This window comes from Pseudomonas sp. MS01C9, assembly GCF_058202755.1.
This window is the reverse complement of sequence record NZ_CM177073.1, coordinates 1013876-1039282: the sequence shown is the minus strand read 5'-3', so window position 1 is coordinate 1039282 and position 25407 is coordinate 1013876. Positions and strand designations below refer to the sequence as shown.

The following is a 25407-nucleotide window of genomic DNA, read 5'->3' as shown; positions in this document are numbered from 1 at the left end:
TTGATCAGTCCGCGCGTGGCGGGCTGTTCTGTTCGGTCAGGGTCTTGTCATCGCTGATGGCGACGGGGGTGCCGTTATCGAGCTTGATCTGGCCGGCGATCACGACCTGTTCACCGCTTTGCACGCCCTTGGAGACCAGCACCTGACCGTCACGGCGCTCACCGGTCTCGACGAAACGCCGTTCGGCGATCAGCACTGGCTGGCCCTTGTCATCCTTTTCAGTGCTGCCGTCGGCGGCTTTCTTCTGCGTCACCACGTACATGGAGTTGCCATAGAGGGTGTAGGTCACGGCACTTTCCGGTACGACGATGCCGGCAGCCATCTCCGGCAGGATCACCTGGAGGCTGGCGAACATGCCGGGTAGCAGCTTGCCGTCGGGGTTGGCCAGGGTGGCGCGCACCAGTACGTTGCGAGTGCTGTCCTCGACCTTGGGGTTGATGGCGCTGATGGTGCCGACGAAGGTCTGGCCCGGATAGGCCGATACGTTCACGTTGACCGGTTGGGCAATGGCAAGCCTGGGCACCGTCTGTTCGGGCACATAGAAATCCACGTAGAGGCTGCTGAGGTCTTGCAGGGTGGCGATTACCGTACCGCTGGCCAGGTAGTCGCCGACATCCACCTGGCGAATGCCGATGGTGCCGCTGAACGGCGCGACGATCTGTTTCTTGGCCAGCGAAGCCTTCAGTTGGTTGACCGTGGCCTGGTTCTTCTTGAGTTGCGCCCCGAGCCGGTCGAATTCGCCCTTGGAGATCGCCTGGCTGCCTACCAGCTGCCGGCCGCGGCCGAAGTCCAGTTGCGACAGGCCAAGGTCCGCCTGGGCGGTTTCCAGCAGGGCGGTTTCGACATCACTGTCCAGTTGCAGCAGGGGCTGGCCGGCCTTGACCTTTTGTCCCGACTGGAAGAGCACCTTCTGCACGGTCCCGGCGATCTCCAGGCTCAGGTCCACGCCTTGCAGTGCCTTGAGGCTGCCAACGGTGGGCAGTCGCGCCTGCCAGGGTTGTTCGGCGGCGGTGGCCACTGCCACGCTGATGGGCGGTTTCGGTGCAGAAAACATCTGGATCTGCTGGTAAACGGAGAAGGCCTTGTAGCCAGCCAGCAACAGCACCACCAGCAGGACAACACCCAACATGATCAGCATGCGGCGTCGCAGCATGTTCCACTTCCTTGGAAAAGCCTAAAAGAAATACAGTCAGGCGGGCACCTTACTCCGAGTGTGCGGGGGATTCCAGATGTTGTCGGGGGGCTGTCGCGTAGGATTATTCCTGAAATTTCAAGGGGCTCGGCCCAGGCGGCTTCGCCCCTTCGATCACACCAGGTGCAAATGGTTGTCCCAGAGCCCCGCTGGCAGGTCCAGCGGTTTTGCAACCAGTTGTGGCTGGCGGCAATCGTAATAGCGGCATCGGCCTTGACCCGAGGTCACGACGAAACCGTCGGCCACCGCACCCACGCCGGCGCAGTCTGGAAGAGGCGCGTCCAGGCGCACTTCGCCGCTGTCCAGGTCCCAGATGAAAAAGCGATTGCCCCGCGGCGCCGTCAGGGCCACCAGGCGCAGCTCGCTGTGCACGGCGACACTGGCGGTGTAGTGCCCCATCGCCTGCAACTGGTGGTCGGCCACCGGGAACGCCTTGAATGGCTGGCCCGGGCGCTTGATTGCCAGCAGCTCTGAGGATTCGTGAGGATCGCCCATGAACTGCTGGCCGGACACGATGGTGCCATCGCTGGCTATGCCCAGGTGGCGCACGCTGTTCATCGGTTGGGCGAGGGTTTCCTTGCTCAGCAGCGTGCCATCGCGCCGCATCAGGACCAGGCTCGGCTCCATGGCGTCGAGGTTCATCTCTACCCGGCTCTCGGCCTCGGTGCGGATGCCGCCATTGGCCACCACCAGGGTCTCGCCGTCGGGCAGCCACGACACCTGGTGCGGGCCGATGCCATGGGTGGAAATCTCGCCGCTGTGCACCAGGCGCTCGCCGTCGAAACGGTACATGCCCAGCAGGCCGCGTCCCGGATCGCTGGTGTCGTTCTCGGTGGCGTACAGCCATTCGCCGCTGCCATGGATCACCGCGTGACCATAGAAATGTCGGTTCGGCAACGAAGCGATCGTCTGCAGCAAGGCTCCGTCGCGCAGGTCGATCAGATAGCTTTCGGTGCCCGGACGCCGGGCGACGAACAGGGCGATGGGCCGTGTCGGATGGTTGACGATGTCATGGCAGCGTTGCCCGACCCGGGTGGCGAATACTTGCGTGCCATCCAGTCGGTAGCCGACGGCATAGTGCTTGCCGTCACCATCGTCTCGTGCCGACAGCAGTAGCGGACTCTTGTCCTTTTGCTTGAACAGCGTCCAGCCGCCCAGGGTAACGGCACCGAGCAGCAAGCTGCCCAGCGCCAGAGCCTGACGTCGAAACATGATCAGTCACCGTCGTTGGCGTTGAAGCCCAGTTGGATGCCCAGCGCCTTGGCCAGTTCACCTTCGTGCAGGCGATGGACGACATTGAGGCTGTCGTACAGATCGTTGAGTTGCTGGCGACCGGCGTCGTCGCCGAGCATTTCGGTCAGCGAACGCTGGCTGCTGGCGAACAGTTTCAGCGAAGCGTCATAGGCGGCGTCGATCTTGTCGGCCAGCGGTTTCTGGTCGCTTGGCAGCAAGCCGCGCAGGCCTTTGTTATCCACGCCTTCCCAGACGGTCCGGGCAGCACTCAGGCTGGCCTCCAGGCCTTGCAACGAGGATTGGCTGCGCCAGGCATCGGCCTGGAAAGGTTGTGGGACGCCCTTGCTCTGACGGCCCATCGGGGTGCCGAGTTTTTTCTTCAGGGTGTCCAGGGCGGTGACCTGGACACGTAGCAGGTCGGCAATGGCCTCATGGGAGTCGGCGTAGCGCTGGTTGGGGAACTTGCTCATCTGGGCGAGCATGCCGTCGTTGGTGTTCCAGCGCGACAGGATCTCTTCGGCGAGTTGTTTCTGGCGTTCGCCAATGGCCATCAGCAGCGGGCAATACTTGGCTTTCTGCGCGCTGTCGGCCATGTCGATCCGGGCGTCGAACAGCAGGTATTCGTAGGCCGACAGGCCCTGGACCACGACGCTGGACTTGGCCAGGCCGGCAGCGTCGATCTGCGGCTGGCTGTTGACCAGTTGCTCGACCTGACGGCCTACCAGGTTCTTCTTGTCCGGCCAGAACTGCACCTGCCAGGCGCGGTTGCCCTCGGCCAACGGGCCGATCAGCAGCGGCTGGAGTTCGGCCCAGGCCTTTTGTGCCTTGAGGAAATCGGCGCGAGCGGTCTCCAGGTTTTCCTTGCCCTGGCAGAACGCCAGGGCGCTGGCTGCCAGTTGTCGGTCGGCATCGACCCAGCGGCTGTAGGTCGGCAGGATCACTTGCTTGGCGATAGCCGCCGAGGTGAGCGCCTGTGGATCCTGTGGCGAGCAGGCACCGAGGGCGAGGGCGGCGAGGCTGGTGAACAACAGCTTGGGACGGAACATTGTCGGGCTCCCGTTTTTCGGAAAATGCGTTTAAAGAGAATTCAGGAACGCCAGCAACGCGGCGCGCTGCTCGGCATTGAACGCCAGGACCTGGCGCTGCGCCGCTTGTGCTTCGCCGCCATGCCAAAGCACGGCTTCGAGCAGGTTGCGGGCGCGACCGTCGTGCAAGAACTGGGTGTGGCCGTTGACAGTTTCGGTCAGGCCGATGCCCCACAGCGGCGCAGTGCGCCAGTCACGGCCACTGGCCTTGAATTCGCTGCGGTTGTCGGCCAGCCCTTCGCCCATGTCGTGCAGCAGCAGGTCGGTGTAGGGCCGGATGACCTGGTTTGCCAGCTCCGGTTCGGCCGCGCTGGCGGAGGTGGTGTACTGCGGTGTGTGACACGATTGGCAGCCGGCCTGGAAAAACAGGTTCTTGCCGGCCAGCACCTGGGGCGAGTCGACATCGCGACGGGCTGGCACGGCGAGGTTGCGGCTATAGAACAGCACCAGCCGCAGGATGTTGTCGCTGACTTCCGGCTCGCCGTCCGGGCCATTGCCACTGGGAGCGCGTTTGCAATCGACCTGGGCCTGGGTGCAATCGTCGAACGGGCGCAGGCTTGTCGTCAGGCCCATATCGCCGGAAAAGGCATGAACGTTCTGTTGGTTCAGGTTGGGCTGGCCGGCCTTCCAGCCGAAGCGCCCCATGACGGTTTTGTGCTGGGCATCGTCCCAGACCTGGTTCGGTCGCCCGGCGATGCCGTTGCTTTCCCGCGCCTGGGCCTCGGCATTCGCCAGGATCGCAGCGTCGGGAATGGCCTCCAGCAGCCCCAGGCCGATCATCGGTGGAGCGACGCGGGCGGAAAAGCGCGTGTCGGGATGCATCGGTCCATAACCGAGCTGGGTGATCCGCAACTCAGGCTTGCGCAACTCCACGACGGTGCCATCTTCGAAGCGCACAGGAACGGCGGAGTAATCGACCCGTACCTTGCCTTCCGGGACGACACCTGGCACGGACATGTCCTGCAGTTGCCCGCCGTAGACGGGCTCGGGCACCACACCCAGTTGTTCGATGACCTTGGCGTACGGCGGTGCGTCGGGTATCGACAGGCGCACCAGCATCGATACCGCACTGGTCGCGCCGGGTTCCGGCGGATGGCCGCGACCATCCTTGATGTGGCAGTTCTGGCAGGCGTTGGTGTTGAACAATGGCCCAAGACCATCCCGGGCAGTGGTGGTGGACGGCGCGATCACCCAGGGGCTGCGGAAGAAACTGTTGCCGACACTGAAATCCACGCGCCGCGAGGGTGGCAGGTTGGCCGAAGGCAGCGAGAAGGCATTCTGATCGGCCTTGCGTACCGTCGCCGCGCCACCGGATCGGGCTTCACCCGGTTCGGCCTGGGTAAAGCGCGGGGCGTCGTCGCAGGCACTCAGGCCCAAGGCCATGAACAGTGCACATAGACGAAGAGGCAACGACAGCATCGGGCGACCTGGGAGATAGGTGAAAAGAGGGCGCAAAGTCTAACAGGGCGGGGCGGTTTGAATAAGAGGAATTATCGTTTGCTCTGATGGCGAACAGCCTCGCCCGACGAGAGCACACTGCGCGGCCACGGATTCGCTGGAATCCTTGCCAGGTCACGGTTGGACAACCGCGCCCGGCACCAACGGCAATTCAAGGCTGGCGATGAACCCGCCCTCGGGGTGATTGGCCAGCACCAGCGCACCACCATGGCGTTCGGCGGCGCGGCGGGCGATGGCAAGGCCCAGGCCATGGCCGGCGGCGGTCTGGCCCGGCGCGCGGTAGAACGGCTCGCCCAATTGCCCCAGGTGTTCGGCTTCCACCCCAGGGCCATGGTCACGCACGCTGATCAGGATCCGCTCCCCTTGGCGCACCGCGCGCATCTCGATCGGTTGCCCGGGCGGGTTGAAGCGCTGGGCGTTGCGCAGCAGGTTGTCCACGGCCCGTTCGATCATGGTCGGCCAGCCCTTGAGGGTCAGGTTCGGCTCAATGTCCAGTTGGACCGTTTGTTCCGGTGAGGCCAGTTGCGCGTCCTTTTGCAGGGCAACCAGCAGGCCGTCAAGGTCTACCTCTTCGGCGCTGGCGTTATCGGCATCGACCCGGGCCAATACCAGGATTTCGCTGATCAGCGCTTCCAGGCGGTCGCATTCGCGTGTCAGGCGCGGCCACAGGTTTTCCCGCTCCTGGGGAGCCGCCCGCTCGGCCAGAGCCAGCGCAATGCGCAGCCGGGCCAGGGGCGAGCGCAGCTCGTGAGAGACATCCCGCAGCAATTGGCGCTGACTGCCGATCAGGCTTTGCAAGCGTGCGCCCATGCGGTTGAAGTCTGTCGCCAGTACCCCGAATTCGTCCCGGCGATTGGCCAGTTTGGCGAGACTGTTCTGCTGATAGGTCGTCTGCCCCAGGTCATGCACGGCACCGCGCAGGCGACTCAACGGGCGAGTGATGGAAAGGGTCACCAGCAGGCTGAACAAGGTCAGCACCACCAGCGCGATTCCCAGGGCGCTCAGCGGCCACAGCAGGCTGCCGCGATGCCAGGCATCCAGCTCGGGGTGGGGGATGCGATAGATGAACAGGTACGTGTCGCCGGTCTTGCTGCTGGTGAACTCATCGGTCAGTCGCCGCCAGGGCAGGCGGCGGTCATCGTTGTTCTGACGTGCCTCGAAGGCCGCGGCGCGATGTGGAAAGGTGCCCCGCACCACGGGGTCGCCGCTTTCGTTGAGTACCTGAACGTCGATATGGTACTGACGCTTGCGTTGTTGCAGGATGCCTTGGGCGGCGTCTTCGCCCTGGCTTTCGTAGGTTTGCGTCCATTCTTCGGCCAGGGTGTTGAGGCCCGGATGACGGCTCAGTATCCAGGCGTCCTGGTTCAGCATGTGGCCCATGAGAATCGAAAGCCCTGCCACCAGGGTAATCGCCAGCCAGAAACTGGCCAGGATGCGCCAGAACAATGAACGCACGGTAAATCCTCGAAAACAAAGAAAGCCCAACGGTCATCAACCGTTGGGCCGGGATGCATCAGCGCATTATTGCGCTTTTTGTGGCTGTTGCGCTTTCCAGGCCTTGAACTCAGCCCATTCGGCGCGACGCTCGGCCTGTTTCTTCTGGATCGCGTCGAACTCTTTCTGCTGTTCAGGTTTGAGCAGGCCGCGGATCTGGGCATCGACTTTCTCGTGGCGAGCCTTCACTTCATCCTGCATGGCCTTCTGGTCGGCCGGCGATAGCTTCGCCAGGTACTTCTCGACCAGCTCCCGGCGTTCGTGGCGCTGTTCGCCCATGATCCGACGGATCTGCTGGCGCTGTTCGGGGGTCAGGTCCAGTTGGCTGTACGGACCTTTGTCGTGCATCTGGCCGTGACGCGGGCCGTCCATCGGCCCCATCGGACCGGCGCCTTCCGGCATGGCCATGGCGACGGTAGGCAGGGCGGTTGCGAACATCAGAGCGATGAGAGTCTTGCGCATGGTGTATCTCCTTGTCTCGTTCCCGGTCAGTTCCGGATGAGTGCAGATTACGCAGATCAAGGTCAGCGGCGGTCAGCGCAGGGTAAAGCTTGGGTAAAGAGGTCCTGGTGACGGGCTTACAAAACGGTCGAAGCGCAAGCTGTGACAAGCAGATGATTGCGGCGAGGGGATTTATCCCCGTCGGGCCGCGTAGCGGCCCCCCTGTGTTTATCCGATACATCGCAAGGCAGGCACGCCTTGGGAGCGCTTCGCCCCCCACCAGGGATAAAACGCCCTCCCCACAAAGGCATCATGGCCTCGGTCCAGGCAAGGAATCGGTGCAGTGTTCAGAGGCTGTAGTAATAGCCCCGACTGCGCAGGGCAACGATGCGCGGCCGGCCGTCAGGGTGGGGACCGATCTTCTTGCGCAGGTTGCTCACGTGCATGTCGAGGCTGCGGTCGTACAGGGTCAGCTTGCGGCCCAGGGCAATCTGCGCCAGTTCCTGTTTGTCCAGCGGCTCGCCCGGCTGCTTGAGCAGCGCTTCGAGCAGGCGGCTTTCGGATACGGTAAGCGTCTGTTCCTGTTCATCGATGCTGACCACGCCCCGTACCGGACTGAACGTCAGGTCACCCAGTTCGATCTGGCTGGATACGGCGGTGGGGTGGCTGCGGCGCAGCACTGCGCGCAGGCGGGCGGTCAGTTCCCGCGGATCGCAGGGTTTGGCCAGGTAATCGTCAGCGCCCAGCTCCAGGCCGAGGATACGGTCCAGGGGTTCGCCACGGGCCGAAAGCATCAGCACCGGCAGCTCGGGATGATCACTGCGCAATTGCTTGAGCAGTTCCAGTCCGCTGCCGTCGGGCAGCATCACATCCAGTACCACCGCCGCCGGTGCGGTTTCGGCCAGGGCCTTGCGGGCACTCTGACCGTCATGGCAGGCCCGTACCAGGAAACCCTCCTGGCCCAGCCAACTGCCCAGAAGCTCGCACAGCTCCTGGTCATCATCAATCAGTAACAGCTCGCTCATGAATCACTCAATTTAGCCATTGCCGACGTTGTCTACGTCCACCGCTGGCAAAGATACCGCAGAGTACGGCCAATAGCGCTACCCCGGCGCCGATGACGAACCACTGCTGCTGGTCGGTCAGCAGGCGTGGCAGCGGGCTGGCCTGGGCTTCCTTGAGTTGCAGCTTCAGGCGCTGGTTCTCCTGGCGCAAGCGGCTCACCAGGGCGCTTTCACGTTCGTTGTTGGCGTTCTGCAATTGTTGGGTAAGCTCTTCGCGTACTCGCTCGCTGTCCTTCAAGCGTTGCTGCAGTTCGGTGAGCTGGCCGCCTGCGCTCAGGGACAGGGGCGTCGAGTGACTGCCCTCGGTGTGGTCTTCCCCGTGGGCGGGTGTCCCGATCGCCAACGTGATCCATAACAGGCACAACGGACCTTTGCGCATTGCCACTCCTGAATTCCAGTCGAGATTAGACAGAATAGGCTTTGTACGAAAAGTCGCCGAGCGCGTGATCAGGCAAGCCCGTTATCAACGCAGCCAGATCGTCGCGAAGGCACTTTTTGTACAAAGCCCAAGCCTGGGCAGGTTGTCGGCAGGCAAACGAGAATAATGAGCAATTGAGCGCAATGAGCCACCAGGCTCACTGCGCGAAGGGTCACGGCATGACTTGCTTGAACGGCTTGACCACGACATTGGCGTAGACGCCGGCGGTCACGAACGGATCGGCTTCGGCCCAGGCCTGGGCATCGGCCAGGGAAGGGAACTCGGCCACGATCAGGCTACCGGTGAAGCCGGCGGCGCCCGGGTCGTTGCTGTCCACCGCCGGGTGCGGGCCGGCCAGCACGACACGACCTTCGGCCTTGAGCTGTTGCAGGCGTTCCAGGTGCTCAGGGCGGGCGGCCAGGCGTTTTTCCAGGGAATTGGCGACGTCGGTGGCAATGATTGCGTAGAGCATGTCAGTCCTCAGTTTTTGGCGTGGTGGGGTCGGCATCGTGCAGATGGCGGGACAGGTAGATACCTTGGCCGACCAGGAACAACAGCGTCATGCCCAGGCTGCCGAATACCTTGAAGTCGACCCAGTATTGCTGGAACGTGAACGCAACGAACAGGTTGGCCGCGCCGCAGAACAGGAAAAAGGCGATCCAGGCGATGTTGAGCCGGGTCCAGATCAGGTCCGGCAGGTTCACGGCGTGGCCCATGATGCGCTTGACCAGCAGGCGATCACCGATGAAGTGGCTGCCGATGAAGGCCAGGGCGAACAGCCAGTTGACCACCGGTGCTTTCCACTTGAGGAAGGTTTCGCTGTGGAAGGCCAGGGTCAGGCTGCCGAAAACCAGGCAGGCGATCAGGGTCAGCCACTGGCTTTTTTCCAGTTTGCGCTGGGACACGAACAGCGCTCCATAGACCACCACGGAGCTGATGATCAGTACCGCGGTGGCGCTGTAGATGCCGCCTACGGTCAATGACTGACCGGCAATGTCGATGGCCCGGGGATCAAGTTTGTAGACGATGAAGAACAGCAGGAGCGGGATGAAGTCGATGAATTGTTTCACAATGGCAGCCAGAAGCAGGATGTGGCGGCATAATAACAAACATCCTTGGCCGCGATAGGGCCAGCTGATTCGAGGTAACACACCCCCGTGAATGTTGATTTGCACTGCCATAGCACGGCCTCCGATGGCGCCCTGGCGCCTGCGGTTCTGGTGGCGCGGGCGTTCGAGCACGGCGTGCGAGTCCTGGCCCTGACCGATCACGACACCCTCGAGGGCCTCGAAGAGGCCCGTGGCGCGGCGACGGCCCTGGGCATGCAACTGATCAACGGCGTCGAATTGTCCTGCACATGGGGTGGGGCGACCATTCACGTGCTGGGCTATGGTTTCGATGTCGACGCACCGTCGCTGGTCCGTGCCATCGCGCAATTGCGCGACGGCCGCTGGCTGCGTGCCGAAGAGATCGGCCGCAAGCTGGCCCTCAAGGGCATGCCTGGCGCCCTGGAGGGCGCGCGGCAGATCCAGCAGGAGCTGGGGGACAGCGGCAACGCACCGGCCCGGCCGCACTTCGCCGACTGGATGGTGCGCGAGGGGTTCGTCAAGGACCGCGCCGACGCCTTCCGCAAATGGCTGGGGGCCGGCAAGCTGGGGGACGTCAAGCAACATTGGCCGACGCTGGAGGAAACCGTCGAAACCCTGCGGGCCGCCGGTGCCTGGGTCAGCCTGGCGCATCCCTGGCATTATGATTTCACCCGTAGCAAACGCCGCCGCCTGATAGCCGACTATATTCAAGCAGGGGGCCATGCCATCGAGGTGGTCAATGGCCACCAGCCGGCCGAACAGGTCGGCAGCCTGGCGATCCTGGCCCGGGAGTTCGGGCTGTTGGTGACCGCCGGCAGTGATTTCCATGGCCCGGGGGGCTGGTCCGAGATAGGCGAGTACCGCCCGCTACCCGAAGATCTGCCACCGCTTTGGTGTAGATTCAAACATGATCCCGTCGCCGTCTGAACAGGTAGAACACGTGAGTCAATTTTTCCAGATTCATCCGGAAAACCCGCAAGCGCGCCTGATCAAGCAGGCGGTGGAAATCATTCGTAGCGGTGGCGTGGTGGTCTATCCCACCGACTCTTCCTACGCCATCGGCTGCCAGATTGGCGACAAGAACGCCGTGGAGCGGGTCAGACGCCTGCGCCAATTGGACGACAAGCACAATTTCGCGTTGATCTGCAGCGATCTGTCGCAGCTGGGCCTGTTCGCCAAGATCGATACCGGCACCTTCCGCCTGCTCAAGGCCCATTTGCCGGGGCCTTACACCTTTATCCTCAACGCCACCCGTGAAGTACCGCGGCTGTTGTTGCACCCGAAGAAACGCACCATCGGCCTGCGCGTGCCGAGCCATCCCATTGCCCTGGCCTTGCTGGCGGAACTGGGCGAGCCGCTGATGAGCGTGACGCTGATCATGCCCGGCGAGACCGAGCCGATGACCGATCCCTATGAAATTCGCCAGGTGCTCGAACATCAGGTGGACCTGATCATCGACGGCGGTTTCGGCGGCATGAAGGCCTCCACCGTGATCAACCTGGCCGACGGTGAGCCGCAAGTGGTGCGCGTGGGCTGCGGCGACCCGACGCCGTTCATGGTCGAGGCCTGAATGTCGGCTGTGGAGACCGTGGTGGACACGACCGACAGCCAGGCAGGCGCCCAGCAGGAGCTGCCGTTCGCCATGGTCTATGGCCAGGCGGTCATGGAAATGCCCCTGGACTTGTACATTCCGCCGGATGCGCTGGAAGTATTCCTCGAAGCTTTCGAGGGGCCCCTCGACCTGCTGCTCTACCTGATCCGCAAACAGAACATCAATATCCTCGACATTCCGGTGGCGGAGATCACGCGCCAGTACATGGGCTACGTCGAGCTGATGCAGTCGGTACGCCTGGAACTGGCGGCCGAATACCTGGTCATGGCGGCCATGCTCGCGGAGATCAAGTCGCGCATGCTGCTGCCACGCTCGGCCGAGGTCGAGGAAGAAGAGGACGATCCCCGCGCCGAGTTGATCCGCCGCTTGCAGGAGTACGAACGTTTCAAGGTCGCGGCCGAAGGTCTCGATGGCTTGAACCGGGTCGGCCGGGATGTGGTGGTACCCAAGCTCGATGCGCCAGAAGCGCGGGCGCGCAAATTGTTGCCGGACGTGAGTCTGGAAGAACTGCTGATGTCCATGGCTGAAGTCCTGCGCCGCGGCGATATGTTTGAAAGCCACCAGGTCAGCCGCGAAGCGTTGTCCACCCGCGAGCGCATGAGCGATGTGCTGGAGCGGCTCAAGGGCGGCGGCTTCGTGCCGTTCGTGGAGCTGTTCACCGTCGAGGAAGGGCGCTTGGGAGTCGTGGTGACCTTCATGGCGATCCTGGAACTGGTCAAGGAATCCTTGGTCGAGCTGGTGCAGAATGAGCCGTTCGCCGCGATCCATGTGCGGGCACGAGCCGAATAACGAGCGAATCGATGAATCTGACTGAACCCCGTGAACTGGCGCCCTTGCTTGAAGCTTTCCTGTTGGCTTCGGGAAAGCCGCAATCGATGGAGCGCCTGTTCGAACTCTTCGAGGAAGGCGAGCGGCCGGAGCCGGCCGTGTTCAAGAAAGCCTTGGCGCTGTTGGGCAAGTCCTGCGAGGGACGGGCCTTCGAACTCAAGGAAGTGGCTTCCGGCTACCGCCTGCAGATCCGCGAGAAATTCGCGCCCTGGGTCGGACGCCTGTGGGAAGAGCGACCGCAGCGCTACTCCCGGGCCATGCTCGAAACCATGGCGTTGATTGCCTATCGCCAGCCGATCACTCGGGGCGAAATCGAGGATGTCCGCGGCGTGGCGGTGAACAGCCATATCGTCAAGACGTTGCTGGAGCGTGAGTGGATCCGCGTGGTGGGTTATCGCGATGTACCCGGCAAGCCGGCGATGTTCGCCACTACCAAGGCATTCCTCGACCACTTCAACCTGAAGAACCTGGACGAGCTGCCACCGTTGGCCGAACTGCGTGAGCTGGAGCCCGAACCAGTGCTGGAGTTCGACGACGCCCCCGTGCCTCCAGGTCTGCAGGAACTGGCCGATGTCAGCGCCGAACCGGAGGAGCCCAGGGAAGAAACCAGTTTCCATTCGCTGTTGCTGGAACTGGACACAATGGAAGAAGGCCTCAAGACCGATTTCGATGACCTGCTGCGTGACGGTCCACCGGTAACGGAAGAGGAGGCGCCTGGCATTGAAAGCGAACCCCAGGCCGAACCCGAGCAGGATATCCTTGGCGTGGCCGAAGCCCGGGAGAAGCTGCTGGCTGCCGTGGCCGCCCTTGAACCGCGCGAGCCCGAACCCGAGCTGAGTGAAGAAGAGGCCGAAGCCCGCGCGCTGGCCGAAGCGATCGAAAACGAGCGGCGCCAGCTCGACGACTGATCAGGCTGCATCCCGTCGGAGCGGCAGTGCCAGCAGGAAATGACCATGAGTTCCACTAAAGACCCCTGCATCAGCCTCTGCAAGTTCGACGATGACATCTGCATCGGCTGTGGCCGCAGCAAGCGCGAGATCAAGGCCTGGAAGAAACTCGACAAGGACGACAAGCGCACCGTGCTCGCCGAGGCGGCGTTGCGGCTGATCAGGTTGGGCAGCACCGGTCGGCGGAAAAAGCGTTGACGGTGTATCGATCAGCTAGTCTGTGATGCGCAAACGCCTGAACGGGCGTATGATTCGCGACCCTTTGGCGAACCCTTCGCCGAACGACCCGTTTTCAAAGCGTCAGGCCTGACCTGACCGGAACACACCGGGAGGTGCCCAGCATGAAAGACCAAGACCAGAACGACACCCAGGAAATCGGCCCCGCAGGCGAGAAACTGCAAAAAGTCCTCGCCCGTATCGGCGTCGGCTCGCGCCGCGACGTGGAAGCCTGGATCACCCAGGGCCGGATCAAGGTCAACGGCAAGGAGGCCACCCTGGGCCTGCGCGTCGACTTGCATGACGCCATCACCATCGATGGCAAGGTGATCAAGCGCGAAGAGGCCGCCGAAACGGTGCGCCGCGTGATCATGTACAACAAGCCCGACGGCGAGATCTGCACCCGTGACGACCCGGAAGGCCGTCCGACCGTGTTCGACAAGATGCCGCGCCCAAAGGAAGGCCGCTGGATCAACATCGGTCGCCTGGACATCAACACCACAGGCTTGCTGATGTTCACCACCGACGGTGAACTGGCCAACCGCCTGATGCACCCGTCCTACGAGATGGACCGCGAGTACGCCGTGCGGGTCCGTGGTGAAGTCGACGATGAGATGATCGAGCGCCTGAAGGCCGGCGTGGTGCTGGAAGACGGCCCGGCGCGTTTCACCGACATCAAGCAGGCACCGGGCGGTGAAGGTTTCAACCACTGGTACCACTGCGTGGTCATGGAAGGCCGTAACCGTGAAGTCCGGCGTCTGTGGGAGTCCCAGGGGCTGGTGGTGAGCCGGCTGAAGCGTGTGCGTTTCGGTCCGGTGTTCCTCAACTCCGACCTGCCGATGGGCCGCTGGCGCGAAATGAGCCAGCAGGAAGTCGACATCCTGGCGGCCGAGGTGGGCCTCAAGCCTGTGGCCATGCCGCAGATGACCGCCAAGAGCAAGGACAAGCTGGAGCGGATGCAGCGCAAGTCCTCGCGTCCGATGGGCAAGACCGAACGTGTGCGCACCCTGCGCCCTGCGGCCGATGGCGCAACGGCTCCGCGCGCGCCCCGCGAGCCGCAGCTCGAAGGCGAACGCCCGGCCCGCAAGCCTGGGCCTCGCCAGGACGGCGAACGCGGCCCGCGTACGCCACGTCCGGCCATTGGCCGTACCGAACGTGGCGAAGGTCGGGGCACGCCAGTGGCTGAGCGTCCGGCTGACGTCAAGCGTCCGGCCAAGCCAACCTCGAAGAAACGCCCGGGTATCACCCTGGTTGATCGCGATACGCCGTCTGGCAAGCGCCGTGGCGCCCCGGCCGGCAGCGGCCAGCGTCCTGGATTTGGACGTCGCAAACCGGAGTGAGGCCGTTCCAAGCCACACGCGGCATGAAAAAACGCCAACCGTTGGGTTGGCGTTTTTTTTTTGCCCCACGTGCAACGTTTCTCTTAAAACACGAAGCGCCCGTCGAACATGGGTTCGTTGTCCAGCGCCAGCACACCGCTCTCGAAAATCAGATCCAGGTGATGACTGCCCTTGGCGCCGCCGCCGAGCCCCAGGTGCAGGCCGCAATGACGCTCCTCGAAACCGGCGTTGCGGGCGTAGAGGCTCTTGACCCCTTCGTTGGTGCCGATGCCCAGTTCCTCGATGCGACGGTTGGACGGATTGGCGTCCAGGTACCGGTTGAAATCGTGTTCCAGACCCGGTACGTCGGTGGCGATCTTCCGGATGGTGGAGTCTTCGATCCACAGCTCCAGCGGTGATTGCAGCACACCATACTTGCGCGCGAACGGAATAGTGCTGAGGAAGGTGCCGAGAAATTTTACCTGCCCATTGATGGTGTCGCTGTGGGTGGCGATTTCACCCGGCGCCAGGTCGAAGTTGCCGACGCCGTTGATGTCGGTCCATTTTTTCACGCTGCTCAGGGCAGTGTCGAAATACGAGCCGTGGTCATCCTGGAAACTCAGCGTGGTCGCTTGGGACATGCGCCGGATCAGGTGGCTGTTGAGTCCCGCGATGCGTTGTGGGATGACGCTGAAGGTGTCATAGAAATAATCGCCATAGTCCTTGAACAGCAGCGATTTTCTCCAGTTATCCGCCATCACGCCTTGCAGCGCACGGACAAAGTCCGGACCGTCGGGGCGCGGGTTGGGCAGGGTGGAGGAGTCATAGAAGAAAATGTAGAGGTCGCTTTCGGCAATTGCCTTGGACACACGCTCCGTGGTCTCGAGGTCCAGGCGCATGGCGCTGAACCGCAAAGGCGAGCTGCTTGCTGCCTGTTCGGCGATGGCACCGGTCAGTGCTTCATAGTCAGCGGTGTGGCCGAGTAGCACCTTGGCGGGCTGGATGCCGGCCAGGGCGGGGTGGTGTTCGAGGTAGTAAAGGAAATGTGAGATGGCTCGTTGCGTGTCCATGCTTATTCTTCCCTGACAGATTGATTGACTTCCTGACAACCCGAAAAAGTGGCGGAGCCGACCGGCCGGATCACCTCCGCCGGGTCGTGCTTACAGAGGCCACATCGCCGTGCCGAACGGAACGACGGCATCGGCTTGCATCATTTCAACGGCGGCTTCATGGGTTGGCGCTTCAAACCATTCGTCCAGTTGCAGTTCGGTTTCCAAGTCCTTGTCCAGTGCTTGCATAGTGAATCTCCTAGATGACTTTTACGGAAATTTGCGCAGCGTTCCGGTGAGTGAGAACTGACTGGAAGTGGCCTCGCAAAGGCTTGCCGGCAGATGCCTTGGCAAGTCGCTAAAACCTAGTCGAGGGTTTTTTGGAATGCAAAAAAAATTTTTCTATTTTTCGTGAATAAACTTTTTATTCCATTTTCAGTGATTTTTTTACCCTGAAAAAACAGTCACCTGGAAATGTTTTTTAATTAGGAAGCTTCCTACCGTCAATTTGCAGACGTCTTACAAGAAATTCCCATGTGGAAATTCTGCGTTACGCTCTGTAAAGAAATAATGACGAAAAGACGCCGTTCATCCGCCTCCTGACACGGCCTTCAAGGCATGTAAGAAAAAGATTCCAGGGCAGCCGCACGGCGCTCGATCAAAAGGGGTTCCAGTGCTTGTTTCCTCACGACAGGAAAGGTGAGATGCGCTCCATGCCTGTCGTGCAGGTGCATAACAAGAAGGAGGCGCAATGAACGCCGTAGCTCAACTCCATCCCTTGCGTCGTGGTGTTTCCACGTCGCTCACTTCGAGGGCTCGCAAGGGCCTGGACCTTGATTCGCAGCCGCCCGGGATCTTCGAGGCGGCCTCATGCGATCCCGGCAAATGACACGCTGATCCGGTGGTGTCTGGCAGCAGGGGGTCGGCGGTGTACAATGCGCCGCGTTTTACTGTGACCCTTCGCGTACCCACGCACCTTCAAGGTTATCCGCCTTGTTCACTCCGCCACGCCACAAGCGTGTCGGGTTCGATTTCGTCACAGATAAAAACAAACAGGTGACGCATGACCGTTGTAAGAACGCTGAATTCCTGGTGCCTGCGCTGGGGTTTGATCGGCGCCGCTTGAAATCCGATTCGAGTGGCAACGTCCTGACGAACATCATCAAACCTTGCGTGAGACCTTTTTCATGAGTGGACAAAACTCGCATTCAGGCGAGCTGAAACGCGGCCTGAAAAATCGACACATTCAACTGATCGCCCTCGGTGGCGCAATCGGCACCGGCCTGTTCCTCGGATCGGCGGGGGTGCTGAAGTCGGCCGGCCCGTCGATGATCCTGGGCTATGCCATCTGCGGCTTCATCGCATTCATGATCATGCGCCAGTTGGGCGAAATGATCGTCGAGGAGCCGGTAGCCGGTTCCTTCAGTCACTTCGCCCATAAGTACTGGGGCGGTTTCGCGGGCTTCCTGTCGGGCTGGAACTGCTGGATTCTGTATATCCTGGTGGGCATGTCCGAGCTGACAGCGGTGGGCAAGTACATCCACTACTGGGCGCCGGACATCCCGACCTGGGCCTCGGCGGCAGCATTTTTCATCCTGATCAACGCCATCAACCTGGCTAACGTCAAAGTCTTCGGCGAGGCCGAATTCTGGTTCGCCATCATCAAGGTCGTGGCGATTGTCGGCATGATTGCCCTGGGCAGCTACCTGCTGGTGAGCGGTCATGGCGGGCCGCAAGCCTCGCTGACCAACCTGTGGAGCCATGGCGGATTCTTCCCCAACGGCGTGAGCGGCCTGGTGATGGCGATGGCGATCATCATGTTCTCCTTCGGTGGCCTGGAAATGCTCGGCTTTACCGCCGCCGAAGCCGACAAACCGAAGACCGTGATTCCCAAGGCCATCAACCAGGTGATCTACCGGATCCTGATTTTCTATATCGGTGCCCTGGTGGTGCTGTTGTCCCTGACCCCCTGGGACAGCCTGTTGACCACCCTCAACGCCTCCGGCGATGCCTACAGCGGCAGTCCGTTCGTACAGGTGTTCTCGATGCTGGGCAGCAACACCGCGGCGCACATCCTCAACTTCGTGGTGCTGACCGCCGCGTTGTCGGTGTACAACAGTGGCACCTATTGCAACAGCCGCATGCTGCTGGGCATGGCCGAGCAGGGAGACGCGCCTGCCATGCTGGCCAAGATCGACAAGCGTGGCGTGCCGGTGCGCTCGATCCTTGCCTCGGCGGCGGTGACCCTGGTGGCGGTGTTGCTCAACTACCTGATTCCGCAACACGCGCTGGAGTTGCTGATGTCCCTGGTGGTCGCGACCCTGGTGATCAACTGGGCGATGATCAGCTACTCGCATTTCAAGTTCCGCCAGCACATGAACCAGGCCCGCCAGACACCGCTGTTCAAGGCGCTGTGGTATCCCTACGGCAACTACATCTGCCTGGCGTTCGTGGTGTTCATCCTGGGCGTGATGTTGCTGATCCCCGGTATCCAGATCTCGGTCTATGCGATTCCGGTGTGGGTGGCGTTCATGTGGGTCTGCTACCTGGTCAAGAACAAGCGCAGTGCCAGGCAGGAATTGGTCGTGGCGCCTGCCAAGTAAGCACGAAACCCTGTGGGAGCGAACTCGCTCGCGATGGTGGGTCAGCAATATCAAGGGTGACTGACACACTGCAATCGCCAGCAAGCTCGCTCCCACAGGGTTAGGCGTTGTCTGGGGTATTCGGGGTATCCTGAGCGTCCTGATACCGGACCCTTTCCCATGCTGGTGATTTCCAACACAGTGCACATTCCGGACGCCGAGATCGAATTGACGGCCATCCGTGCCCAGGGCGCCGGCGGGCAGAACGTCAACAAGGTGTCCAGCGCCGTGCACTTGCGCTTCGACATTCCGGCCTCGTCCTTGCCCGAGTTCTACAAGGAACGGTTGCTGGCCCTGCGCGACAGCCGCATTACCGGCGACGGTGTGCTGGTCATCAAGGCCCAGCAGTACCGCACGCAGGAACAGAACCGGGCTGACGCCCTGGCGCGCCTGACCGAACTGATTCTCGGTGCCATCAAGGTGGAGAAGAAGCGTCGCCCGACCAAACCGACCCTGGGCTCCAAGACCCGTCGCCTGGAATCCAAGACCCGTCGCGGCTCGATCAAGGCCGGGCGCGGTAAGGTGGACTTCTAATGGGATACTAGAGGTAGCCCACTAGATTCGCTCCCGTTCCTCGCGATACCTCGGCGCCTGCCGGTACAGATAGATGCTCAATGCCAGCCCGCCCAGGGCCGCCAACGCAGCGAACAGAAAGATCGAGGCAAAGCCAAAACCCGCGGCAATGGCCCCAGCCAACGGTCCGGTGATCCCCAGCGATAAATCGATGAACAGCGAATAGGCACCCACCGCCGCGCCGCGGCTGGAAGCCGGTACCAGGTTGACCGCTTCCACCCCCAGGGCCGGAAATACCAGGGAAAAGCCGAAACCGCTCAACGCCGCGCCCGACAATGCCCAATGGGCATCGGGTGCCAGCCACAACAGCAGCAGGCCCAGGGTCTCCACCGACAGGCAGGCAATCGCCACGCGGAAACCGCCCAGACGGTTGATCAGGTTGCCGAACAGCAAGCGTGCCCCGATGAAGCAGGCGCCGAACAGGCTCAGGCACAACACTGCGTTATCCCAATGTTGCGTCGCGTAATACAGCGTGATGAACGTTGCGATGGTGCCAAAGCCGATGGAGCCCAAGGCCAGGCCGCTACCATGCGGCAGGACGCGTCCCAGCACATGCATGAAGGGCAGCCGTTCGCCAGCGACGATGGGCGCGGCGGTTTTCGGCCAGGCCAATGCCACCCCCAGCACCGCCAGCAGGATGATGCTGACGCCCATGCTCCAGAGGCCCAGGGACTTGACCAACCACACCCCCAGCGGGGCGCCAATCGCCAGCGCGCCGTAGCTGGCGATGCCGTTCCAGGAAATCACCTTGGCGGTATTCGCCGCGCCGACCCGGCCGATGCCCCAGCCAATCGAGCCCGAACCTACCAGGCTTTCCGCGCTCCCCAGCACCAGGCGCCCGATGAGCAGGCTGATCAGGCTCAGGGTCGGCAACTCATGGGTCCAGGCGGATACCAGCATGAATACACCGCTCAGCCCGCACCCGGCAAGGCCGAACATGACGGCGCGCTTGCTGCCGAGGTTGTCGATGATTCGACCGGCGTAAGGACGGCTGAGGAGTGTCGCCAGGTACTGGACGCTGATCACCAGCCCGGCGATGACCGCGCCGAACCCCAGCTCACCGTGGACGAAACCGGGCAGCACGGCCAGGGGAATGCCGATGTTCAGGTAGCCAATGAAGGTGAACAGGACGATGGAAACGACTTGCAGCGTGACCGCCAGGGGGCGCTGGGAATCTGACATGGGGAAAGGGTCCACGGAACAGCGAAATAGATAGGCTGCTTATGATAACGGCGGACGTGGTATCCAGGCGTGAAAAAGTAGAACTATTTGCCCCTCGCCGATCCGTCGTCGTCTTTCCCGGCTACCAGTTGCGTGGTCACCAGGGCGGCGATGGCATTTTCCTCGCTACCGAAACGCGCCAGCAGCGCAGCCTGTTTCTCGGGGGAAAGGCGTGTCCAGACATCGACCATTTTCTCGGCGGTGCCGATCAGTACGCTGGCCTGGGCTTCGCTGAAGGTAGATGTGTCGTCGGTCATGGCGGGACTCGGGTTCAGGCAGTGTGGAAAACGCATCTTAGCGTTTTCCACACGGTCTGGTGTTGCGGCTGGATCAGTGTGAATCAGTTTTCGCTGTCGGCCTGGCGGCGTTCGGCGGCTTCTTTGGGCTCGGGTTGGCGGGCGTCAGGTTGCCCCCCAGCTTGTCGCGTGGTCGTCTGCTCAGTTTCGTGCAGGCTTGGGAAGGGGAGATTGGGAATCTCGTGCATATCGCGCTCCTCGCAAAGTCTGTTGACAGATCGGGTAGATCCGCGCTTTTTCAAAGCTTGGGCAGGATACAGCAGGAGAAATGACAAAAAGACTTTTAAATCCCGTTCGGCCGACAAAAGGGCTTGTCCAGACAGGCCTATGCAAGCCCGCCGTCAGGCTCCAACAATCGGATGAACGGTGATCGCAAGCGCTCAAGAACGCGGATGACAGGTCGATGTTCAAGACATATCCCCGCATTCATGCCGTGACATGGCTTGCGCGAGACAAGGAAGTCCGGACGCACTGTTCGGGGCCTGGCCTTATCACTTCCTGGAGAGCTGCCTCCATGTTTCTGCAAAAATCCCTGAGAGCCCAGATTCTTGCTCTGCTGAGCGGGAGCCTGCTGGCGATGTTGCTGATCGCCCTGGCGTCCTTTCATTTCCTTTCCGATGGCATCCAGAACTATCGAAGCCTGATCGATGGGCCGCTGCGCGCCTCGCAGTTGATCGATGAGGCCAACCTGCAATTCAAGGTGCAGGTCCAGGAGTGGAAAAACGTGCTGTTGCGTGGCAAGCAACCGGCGGACCTGGATAAGTACTGGAAGCAGTTCGAGGATCGCCAGCGCGATGTCCAGGGGATCCTGGGAGAATTGATCGGGCGCGAAGGTGTACCGGCAACCATCAAGACCCGCCTTGAACAATTGCGCAGCGAACATCGTCAGTTGGGCGCGGCCTATCAGAAGGGCCGTGATGCTTTCGTCGCTGCGGGCGGCGATGCGGCGGCAGGCGACGCCGCAGTCAAGGGTGTCGACCGTGCAACCAGCGAGCAGATGAGCGAACTGGTCATCGAGCTTCGCAAGCTGAGCAAGGAGCAGTCGGTGCTGATCAGTGCCGGTGCCGATCGTACGATCCTGTCGGGCACCGCAATCATGCTGGTGTCGGGCCTGCTGATCGGTGTGTTCAGCCTGTGGCTGGTCAATCGCAACCTGGTACAGCCCATCCGGAGCCTGATTGCATACGTGACTCAACTGAGCCGCGGCCGTTTCGCCGAGCGAGTGGTCAGCCACCGCCAGGATGAACTGGGCGACCTGGCCCTGGCGGCCAATACCTTGCGTGATTTTCTCGCCGAAACTTTCTCGCGCTTGCAGCGCAGTGCTTCGGAGCTGGACAGCGCCAGCGGCGAACTCAATGCCATCGCCGGCCTGATGAGCCAGGGCACCAACGAGCAATTCGAACGTACCGACCAGGTCGCCACGGCGATGAACGAGATGTCCGCCACTGCCCAGGAGGTGGCGCGCCACGCCGCCGACGCCGCGCGGGCGGCCGACGATGCCGATCATTCGGCGCAGCAGGGCGAGAAGGTCATGCAGGGAACCATCCATACCATCACACGCATGCGCGGCGAAATCGCCAATACCGCCACGGTGATCCGCCAGCTGGAAACCGACAGCGGGCGCATCGGCAAAGTGCTCGAAGTGATTCGCGGCATCGCCGAACAAACCAATCTGCTGGCCCTCAACGCGGCCATCGAAGCGGCCCGTGCCGGTGAGGCCGGGCGCGGCTTCGCGGTAGTGGCCGATGAAGTGCGCAGCCTGGCGCAGCGTACGGCCTCTTCCATCATCGAGATCAACCAGATCATCCAGACCGTGCAAACCGGCGCGGTGGACGCGGCCCAGGCCATCGAAAGCGGCCAGACCCGCAGCGAGGAAAGCGTGCAACAGGTGACCCAGGCTGGAGCCATGCTCGAACGTATCACCCAGGCTGTGGAGGCGATCCGCGACATGAACCGCCAGATCGCCACGGCTGCGGAAGAACAGACGTCGGTGGCCGAGGATATTTCGCGCAACCTGACCGAAATCACCTGTATCGCCAGCACCAACCTGGACAACGTACAGCGCACTGAAACCGCCAGTAGAGGCCTGCATGGCTTGTCGGGGCAGTTGAACGAAGTGACGGCGCGGTTGAGTGCCTGACCTGCTTTATCCGGGCAGGCTGTCGCAGTCGTGGCGAGGGGGGGATCGCTCTCGCCACGACTGATTCCGGCGCACCGTCGCCTCAGGACGTTGGCAAGGCCTGGCTCAATAGTCGCGTCGCTTACGGAACGCCCATCGACCGGCGATCAGTGTGAAGGTCGCCACCAGCACTACCAGGACCCAGAAACCTTCGGGATCGTCTGCAAGGGGCACGCCGCCGACGTTCATGCCAAAGAAACCGGCGATGATGTTGATGGGCAAGGCCAGTACCGTGACCACCGTCAGGGTGAACAGGGAACGGTTGGTCTGTTCGTTGAGATTGGCGGCGATTTCTTCCTGCAGCAGCTTGATCCGCTCGCTCAACGCGGTGAGGTCGTTGATGATCAGGGCAAACTCCTCAGTGGATTTGCGCAGTTCCTTGACGTCTTCTTTCTGCAACCACTGCGGCGGGCGGTTGAGCAGGCGCAGCAGCGAACCCGGTTCCAGGGCCAGCAGCCGTTGCAGACGCACCAGTACCCGGCGGTTGGCGCCCAGTTCGGCGCGGTTGGTTGAAAGTCGCGACGACAGCAGCTCATCCTCGATCTGGTCGACGCTGAGGCTGGTCTTGCGCACGATCTGAGTCAGCACTTCGCCCTGATCGCGTAGCAAGTGCACGAGCAATTCCAGTGGCGAGCGAAAGCATTCGCCGGCCTTGACCGAAGAGCGCAGCTTGTCCACCGAGTGCAGGGGTTGCAGGCGTGCGCTGACAATCAATCGGCTGTGCACGCAAACCCACAGGGTGGAGACGTCCGAGGAAACCATGCTGCTGAGGTTGAACACCACGTCGTTGACCACTGCCAGCAGCGCCGAATCGACATGCTCGATGCGGGTCGAACGCGAGCCTTCATGCAAGGCTTCGAAAAATTCCTGTGGCAGGCGCAGATGGCTTTTCATCCAGCGTTCGCACGCCGCGTGGGCCAGGTTCAGGTGCAGCCAGAGGAATGCATTGTCGTCTTGCGATTGCTGCAGATATTGCAGGGCCTGCGCCGAGTCGATCTCCCGCCCGCGTTCGCCGGGTTTGAAACGAAATCCATAGAGCAGGCCGAACAGGTCCGGGTCGCGATGGCTTTGGTCGAGGCTGTGGTTCATGAGGTCTCGCTGGCGGGAAGTGCCTGTGGCATCCACAGGTTCACTTGAGGCCATCATCGCAAGCTTTCTTGATGGTTGTGTGACAGTTGGACGGCAAGGGTATGGCCTGAAAGAGCCGGGTTGCGCAATGGAGTTACAAGTTCTTTCACCTGGAAAAAACAAAGCCGCACAACTCGAAAGTTGTGCGGCTTTTATTGTCTTGCCTGCGAATTATCTGTCTTGCTTGTTGCTGAGGACTTTGCCGGTTGTCGCATCGAAGTCGACATCGAACTCTTTGCCGTCGGCGGTTTTCAGTTCCACTTCATATTCGTAACCATTGAAGTGGTTATCCAGGTCAGTGTCGGTGATGGTGGCGCCCGGGTGCAGTTTCAGGGCTTCCTCATTCATCGACTCCAGGGATTTGATCTTGCCTTCCTTGACCAGTTGTGGAACCTGGTCGATGCGTACGTCCGCTTGGGCCAGGCCAGCGGTGAGGGTCAGGGCGGCGGCGGTGAACAGGGCAGTCAAAGTTTTCATAAGTTCTTTCCTTGGTGTCATCGAAAGGGTGTGTTGTTTAAGTGGGCTCAGGCTAACTCTGGCAACTTAATTCACCCTTAATTTCAAAAGAATCAAGAAAAGCGCAGAACAAGGCCTATGGGCCCAATGTGTTCAACCCATAGGCTGACGTAGTTTAGTAACCGTTCTTCTCCAGCAACTGCACGACGCTGCCAGTCTCAGGACGCTTGAAGTACTTGAGCAGTTCACTGGCGCGGTTGGTAAAGATGCCATCCACGCCGGCATCCATCACCTTCTTGAAATCCACGGCTTCGTCCACGGTGTAGACGTGCACCAGCAAGCCCTGGTCATGGGTGTACTGGTTCATCCAGGGTTGTACCAGGTCCGCATAGCTCTGGCTGCCCCCATGGGTCAACGCCGCGGAAGGGCCTGTGCCGATTGCGCCCTGGTCCTTGGCGTAACGTACCCATTTCTCGAATTCGGCTCGGTCCTTGGGCTCCTGCCTGGCGTAATAGACCGCCTTGTCCGTTTCGCCGGACTCGGCGAACGTCACCTTGGATTTTGGCTCGATATTGCCTTCGCCTACCCACAGCAACAGGACCTTGGGCACTTTCGGCATTTCTTTGTGCAGCAGTTCCAGGCTGCTCTTCTCGAAGGTCTGCAAGACCACCTTGCCCTTGCCCTGGCCCACGCCGGTCGCGCTCTTGGCCAGCTTGGACCCGGCCGGGCTCAGCCAGCCACGGTCCTGCAGCTTGTCCTTCAGGTCGCGTTCGATACCCGGGAACAGTTTCGGCTCCTTGGTTTCGATGTACAGCCCGGGCTTCTGGGCCGGATTGCCTTCGGCGATGTTGATGACTTCATCGAGGGTCAGGATTTTCAGCCCTGCGAACGCAGGGCGCGCCCGATCCGGGTAGGCGGCATTGAACCAACTGCCAGCGTCGAGGGTTTTGAGTTCCGCCATGGTGAACGCATTGGCGGGGCTGTCCTTGCGTTCGGGAAACCTGGTCGCGACGTCCGTGGTGCGCAGCAGGCTGTCATCATGCAGGACGAAGAGCACACCGTCCTTGCTGCGTTGCAGATCCAGCTCCAGGTAATCGGCGCCCAGGTCGCGGGCCAGCTTGTAGGCCGCGGCGGTGGATTCCGGCGCGTCGAATGAAGCGCCACGGTGGGCGATCACTGCCGGATGGGGGATGCCCTGGAGGGTCGCCAATGCCTTGGGAGTCGAGGCCTCGGCTGCGTGTGTCTGACCGAAGCCGAGCAACAGGCTCAACATCAAGGCGCTGCGGGTGAAGGTAACAGGCATGCTCGAGTTCCTTTCGTAGGTTCGCAAAAACCTATCTTTTAACAACTCGATGCGCCGAACGCTATCGCCAGACCGACACAAAGCTGCGTAAAGCAGATTTTTCCCACGGCTTTTCAGGCGGCTTTGCAGTACTCTTGGCGGCAACAGTTTCCCCGGCAGAGGGAG

Annotated in this window: 27 protein-coding genes and 1 pseudogene; 10 read left to right on the top strand and 18 right to left on the bottom strand. The window is 61.6% G+C overall.

What is annotated here, in order from left to right:
- Positions 1-4: 4 nt before the first annotated feature.
- The 10 genes from AC1M7R_RS04875 to AC1M7R_RS04830 form a co-directional block, all read right to left on the bottom strand.
- Positions 5-1153: an efflux RND transporter periplasmic adaptor subunit gene (locus AC1M7R_RS04875; RefSeq protein ID WP_072394972.1), complete on the bottom strand. Its 1149-nt coding sequence runs from the start codon at positions 1151-1153 to the stop codon at positions 5-7.
- Positions 1154-1306: 153 nt separating this feature from the next.
- Positions 1307-2404: a DUF1513 domain-containing protein gene (locus tag AC1M7R_RS04870; protein WP_072394970.1), complete on the bottom strand. Its 1098-nt coding sequence runs from the start codon at positions 2402-2404 to the stop codon at positions 1307-1309.
- Positions 2405-2406: 2 nt separating this feature from the next.
- On the bottom strand, positions 2407-3471 hold the full coding sequence (locus tag AC1M7R_RS04865; RefSeq protein WP_072394969.1) for an imelysin family protein: 1065 nt from the start codon (positions 3469-3471) through the stop codon (positions 2407-2409).
- A gap of 30 nt (positions 3472-3501) precedes the next feature.
- On the bottom strand, positions 3502-4929 hold the full coding sequence (locus AC1M7R_RS04860) for a di-heme oxidoreductase family protein (RefSeq protein ID WP_072394968.1): 1428 nt from the start codon (positions 4927-4929) through the stop codon (positions 3502-3504).
- A gap of 153 nt (positions 4930-5082) precedes the next feature.
- Positions 5083-6423: a sensor histidine kinase gene (locus AC1M7R_RS04855; RefSeq protein WP_072394967.1), complete on the bottom strand. Its 1341-nt coding sequence runs from the start codon at positions 6421-6423 to the stop codon at positions 5083-5085.
- 66 nt (positions 6424-6489) lie between these two features.
- The gene (locus tag AC1M7R_RS04850) at positions 6490-6924 is read right to left on the bottom strand and encodes a Spy/CpxP family protein refolding chaperone (protein ID WP_072394966.1); all 435 of its coding nucleotides are present in this window, start codon (positions 6922-6924) and stop codon (positions 6490-6492) included.
- A 326-nt stretch (positions 6925-7250) separates the two neighbouring features.
- On the bottom strand, positions 7251-7928 hold the full coding sequence (locus AC1M7R_RS04845; protein ID WP_072394964.1) for a response regulator transcription factor: 678 nt from the start codon (positions 7926-7928) through the stop codon (positions 7251-7253).
- Positions 7929-7935: 7 nt separating this feature from the next.
- A complete protein-coding gene (locus tag AC1M7R_RS04840; protein ID WP_072394962.1) occupies positions 7936-8346 on the bottom strand; it encodes an SH3 domain-containing protein in 411 nt (136 codons plus the stop codon).
- Positions 8347-8557: 211 nt separating this feature from the next.
- Complete coding sequence (locus tag AC1M7R_RS04835; RefSeq protein ID WP_072394959.1) at positions 8558-8857, bottom strand: YciI family protein; 300 nt, start codon at positions 8855-8857, stop codon at positions 8558-8560.
- 1 nt (position 8858) lies between these two features.
- Positions 8859-9455 carry a septation protein A gene (locus AC1M7R_RS04830; RefSeq protein ID WP_072394957.1) on the bottom strand — a complete coding sequence of 199 codons (597 nt, stop codon included), beginning with the start codon at positions 9453-9455 and terminating at the stop codon, positions 8859-8861.
- Between the two features lie 87 nt (positions 9456-9542).
- Here AC1M7R_RS04830 and AC1M7R_RS04825 point away from each other — a divergent pair, with 87 nt between their 5' ends.
- The 6 genes from AC1M7R_RS04825 (at position 9543) to rluB (ending at position 14416) form a co-directional block, all read left to right on the top strand.
- Positions 9543-10400 (top strand): PHP domain-containing protein, encoded by an 858-nt coding sequence (locus AC1M7R_RS04825; protein ID WP_072394955.1) that lies wholly within the window; start codon positions 9543-9545, stop codon positions 10398-10400.
- Positions 10401-10413: 13 nt separating this feature from the next.
- A complete protein-coding gene (locus tag AC1M7R_RS04820) occupies positions 10414-11043 on the top strand; it encodes an L-threonylcarbamoyladenylate synthase (protein ID WP_072395442.1) in 630 nt (209 codons plus the stop codon).
- A complete protein-coding gene (locus AC1M7R_RS04815; RefSeq protein ID WP_072394953.1) occupies positions 11044-11874 on the top strand; it encodes a segregation and condensation protein A in 831 nt (276 codons plus the stop codon).
- A gap of 11 nt (positions 11875-11885) precedes the next feature.
- The gene (gene scpB / locus AC1M7R_RS04810) at positions 11886-12821 is read left to right on the top strand and encodes an SMC-Scp complex subunit ScpB (RefSeq protein ID WP_072394951.1); all 936 of its coding nucleotides are present in this window, start codon (positions 11886-11888) and stop codon (positions 12819-12821) included.
- 45 nt (positions 12822-12866) lie between these two features.
- Positions 12867-13058, top strand: a complete 192-nt coding sequence (locus AC1M7R_RS04805; protein ID WP_072394949.1) for a DUF1289 domain-containing protein — start codon at positions 12867-12869, stop codon at positions 13056-13058.
- Between the two features lie 143 nt (positions 13059-13201).
- A complete protein-coding gene (gene rluB / locus AC1M7R_RS04800; RefSeq protein ID WP_072394947.1) occupies positions 13202-14416 on the top strand; it encodes a 23S rRNA pseudouridine(2605) synthase RluB in 1215 nt (404 codons plus the stop codon).
- Between the two features lie 83 nt (positions 14417-14499).
- Here rluB and AC1M7R_RS04795 read toward each other — a convergent pair whose 3' ends face one another.
- The gene (locus AC1M7R_RS04795; protein ID WP_072394945.1) at positions 14500-15465 is read right to left on the bottom strand and encodes a CgnE/CgnB domain-containing protein; all 966 of its coding nucleotides are present in this window, start codon (positions 15463-15465) and stop codon (positions 14500-14502) included.
- 90 nt (positions 15466-15555) lie between these two features.
- Positions 15556-15693, bottom strand: a complete 138-nt coding sequence (locus AC1M7R_RS04790) for a hypothetical protein (protein ID WP_003178782.1) — start codon at positions 15691-15693, stop codon at positions 15556-15558.
- Positions 15694-16631: 938 nt separating this feature from the next.
- Here AC1M7R_RS04790 and AC1M7R_RS04785 point away from each other — a divergent pair.
- Positions 16632-18047, top strand: a complete 1416-nt coding sequence (locus tag AC1M7R_RS04785) for an amino acid permease (RefSeq protein WP_072394941.1) — start codon at positions 16632-16634, stop codon at positions 18045-18047.
- A gap of 159 nt (positions 18048-18206) precedes the next feature.
- Positions 18207-18620 (top strand): alternative ribosome rescue aminoacyl-tRNA hydrolase ArfB, encoded by a 414-nt coding sequence (gene arfB, locus AC1M7R_RS04780; RefSeq protein WP_072394939.1) that lies wholly within the window; start codon positions 18207-18209, stop codon positions 18618-18620.
- 21 nt (positions 18621-18641) lie between these two features.
- Here arfB and AC1M7R_RS04775 read toward each other — a convergent pair whose 3' ends face one another.
- The 3 genes from AC1M7R_RS04775 to AC1M7R_RS04765 form a co-directional block, all read right to left on the bottom strand.
- Positions 18642-19841, bottom strand: coding sequence for an MFS transporter (locus AC1M7R_RS04775; protein ID WP_072394937.1), 1200 nt, complete (start codon positions 19839-19841; stop codon positions 18642-18644).
- Positions 19842-19924: 83 nt separating this feature from the next.
- Complete coding sequence (locus tag AC1M7R_RS04770; protein WP_072394935.1) at positions 19925-20173, bottom strand: hypothetical protein; 249 nt, start codon at positions 20171-20173, stop codon at positions 19925-19927.
- Positions 20174-20220: 47 nt separating this feature from the next.
- Positions 20221-20364 (bottom strand): hypothetical protein, encoded by a 144-nt coding sequence (locus tag AC1M7R_RS04765; RefSeq protein ID WP_490610270.1) that lies wholly within the window; start codon positions 20362-20364, stop codon positions 20221-20223.
- A gap of 215 nt (positions 20365-20579) precedes the next feature.
- Between AC1M7R_RS04765 and AC1M7R_RS04760 the strand changes: the two are divergent.
- Positions 20580-21383 (top strand): annotated as a pseudogene (locus tag AC1M7R_RS04760) (hypothetical protein); the annotation flags it as partial.
- A gap of 165 nt (positions 21384-21548) precedes the next feature.
- Positions 21549-22316: a methyl-accepting chemotaxis protein gene (locus AC1M7R_RS04755; RefSeq protein ID WP_371128597.1), complete on the top strand. Its 768-nt coding sequence runs from the start codon at positions 21549-21551 to the stop codon at positions 22314-22316.
- A gap of 105 nt (positions 22317-22421) precedes the next feature.
- Here the strand turns inward: AC1M7R_RS04755 and AC1M7R_RS04750 are convergent, their stop codons facing one another.
- From AC1M7R_RS04750 to AC1M7R_RS04740, 3 genes are all read right to left on the bottom strand, one after another.
- Positions 22422-23444 carry a transporter gene (locus AC1M7R_RS04750; RefSeq protein WP_072395429.1) on the bottom strand — a complete coding sequence of 341 codons (1023 nt, stop codon included), beginning with the start codon at positions 23442-23444 and terminating at the stop codon, positions 22422-22424.
- Between the two features lie 210 nt (positions 23445-23654).
- Positions 23655-23960, bottom strand: coding sequence for a PepSY domain-containing protein (locus AC1M7R_RS04745; protein WP_072394931.1), 306 nt, complete (start codon positions 23958-23960; stop codon positions 23655-23657).
- Positions 23961-24114: 154 nt separating this feature from the next.
- Positions 24115-25242: a glycerophosphodiester phosphodiesterase gene (locus AC1M7R_RS04740; protein WP_072394929.1), complete on the bottom strand. Its 1128-nt coding sequence runs from the start codon at positions 25240-25242 to the stop codon at positions 24115-24117.
- Between the last annotated feature and the right edge of the window lie 165 nt (positions 25243-25407).

Excerpts from the sequence above, each read along its gene's own strand:
- AC1M7R_RS04875 (WP_072394972.1), bottom strand. The coding sequence starts at position 1,153 with ATGCTGCGACGCCGCATGCTGATCATGTTGGGTGTTGTCCTGCTGGTG.
- AC1M7R_RS04870 (WP_072394970.1), bottom strand. The coding sequence starts at position 2,404 with ATGTTTCGACGTCAGGCTCTGGCGCTGGGCAGCTTGCTGCTCGGTGCC.
- AC1M7R_RS04865 (WP_072394969.1), bottom strand. The coding sequence starts at position 3,471 with ATGTTCCGTCCCAAGCTGTTGTTCACCAGCCTCGCCGCCCTCGCCCTC.
- AC1M7R_RS04860 (WP_072394968.1), bottom strand. The coding sequence starts at position 4,929 with ATGCTGTCGTTGCCTCTTCGTCTATGTGCACTGTTCATGGCCTTGGGC.
- AC1M7R_RS04850 (WP_072394966.1), bottom strand. The coding sequence starts at position 6,924 with ATGCGCAAGACTCTCATCGCTCTGATGTTCGCAACCGCCCTGCCTACC.
- AC1M7R_RS04845 (WP_072394964.1), bottom strand. The coding sequence starts at position 7,928 with ATGAGCGAGCTGTTACTGATTGATGATGACCAGGAGCTGTGCGAGCTT.
- AC1M7R_RS04840 (WP_072394962.1), bottom strand. The coding sequence starts at position 8,346 with ATGCGCAAAGGTCCGTTGTGCCTGTTATGGATCACGTTGGCGATCGGG.
- AC1M7R_RS04835 (WP_072394959.1), bottom strand. The coding sequence starts at position 8,857 with ATGCTCTACGCAATCATTGCCACCGACGTCGCCAATTCCCTGGAAAAA.
- AC1M7R_RS04815 (WP_072394953.1), top strand. The coding sequence starts at position 11,044 with ATGTCGGCTGTGGAGACCGTGGTGGACACGACCGACAGCCAGGCAGGC.
- scpB (WP_072394951.1), top strand. The coding sequence starts at position 11,886 with ATGAATCTGACTGAACCCCGTGAACTGGCGCCCTTGCTTGAAGCTTTC.
- AC1M7R_RS04805 (WP_072394949.1), top strand. The coding sequence starts at position 12,867 with ATGAGTTCCACTAAAGACCCCTGCATCAGCCTCTGCAAGTTCGACGAT.
- rluB (WP_072394947.1), top strand. The coding sequence starts at position 13,202 with ATGAAAGACCAAGACCAGAACGACACCCAGGAAATCGGCCCCGCAGGC.
- AC1M7R_RS04795 (WP_072394945.1), bottom strand. The coding sequence starts at position 15,465 with ATGGACACGCAACGAGCCATCTCACATTTCCTTTACTACCTCGAACAC.
- AC1M7R_RS04790 (WP_003178782.1), bottom strand. The coding sequence starts at position 15,693 with ATGCAAGCACTGGACAAGGACTTGGAAACCGAACTGCAACTGGACGAA.
- AC1M7R_RS04785 (WP_072394941.1), top strand. The coding sequence starts at position 16,632 with ATGAGTGGACAAAACTCGCATTCAGGCGAGCTGAAACGCGGCCTGAAA.
- arfB (WP_072394939.1), top strand. The coding sequence starts at position 18,207 with ATGCTGGTGATTTCCAACACAGTGCACATTCCGGACGCCGAGATCGAA.
- AC1M7R_RS04775 (WP_072394937.1), bottom strand. The coding sequence starts at position 19,841 with ATGTCAGATTCCCAGCGCCCCCTGGCGGTCACGCTGCAAGTCGTTTCC.
- AC1M7R_RS04770 (WP_072394935.1), bottom strand. The coding sequence starts at position 20,173 with ATGCGTTTTCCACACTGCCTGAACCCGAGTCCCGCCATGACCGACGAC.
- AC1M7R_RS04765 (WP_490610270.1), bottom strand. The coding sequence starts at position 20,364 with ATGCACGAGATTCCCAATCTCCCCTTCCCAAGCCTGCACGAAACTGAG.
- AC1M7R_RS04755 (WP_371128597.1), top strand. The coding sequence starts at position 21,549 with ATGAGCCAGGGCACCAACGAGCAATTCGAACGTACCGACCAGGTCGCC.
- AC1M7R_RS04750 (WP_072395429.1), bottom strand. The coding sequence starts at position 23,444 with ATGAACCACAGCCTCGACCAAAGCCATCGCGACCCGGACCTGTTCGGC.
- AC1M7R_RS04745 (WP_072394931.1), bottom strand. The coding sequence starts at position 23,960 with ATGAAAACTTTGACTGCCCTGTTCACCGCCGCCGCCCTGACCCTCACC.
- AC1M7R_RS04740 (WP_072394929.1), bottom strand. The coding sequence starts at position 25,242 with ATGCCTGTTACCTTCACCCGCAGCGCCTTGATGTTGAGCCTGTTGCTC.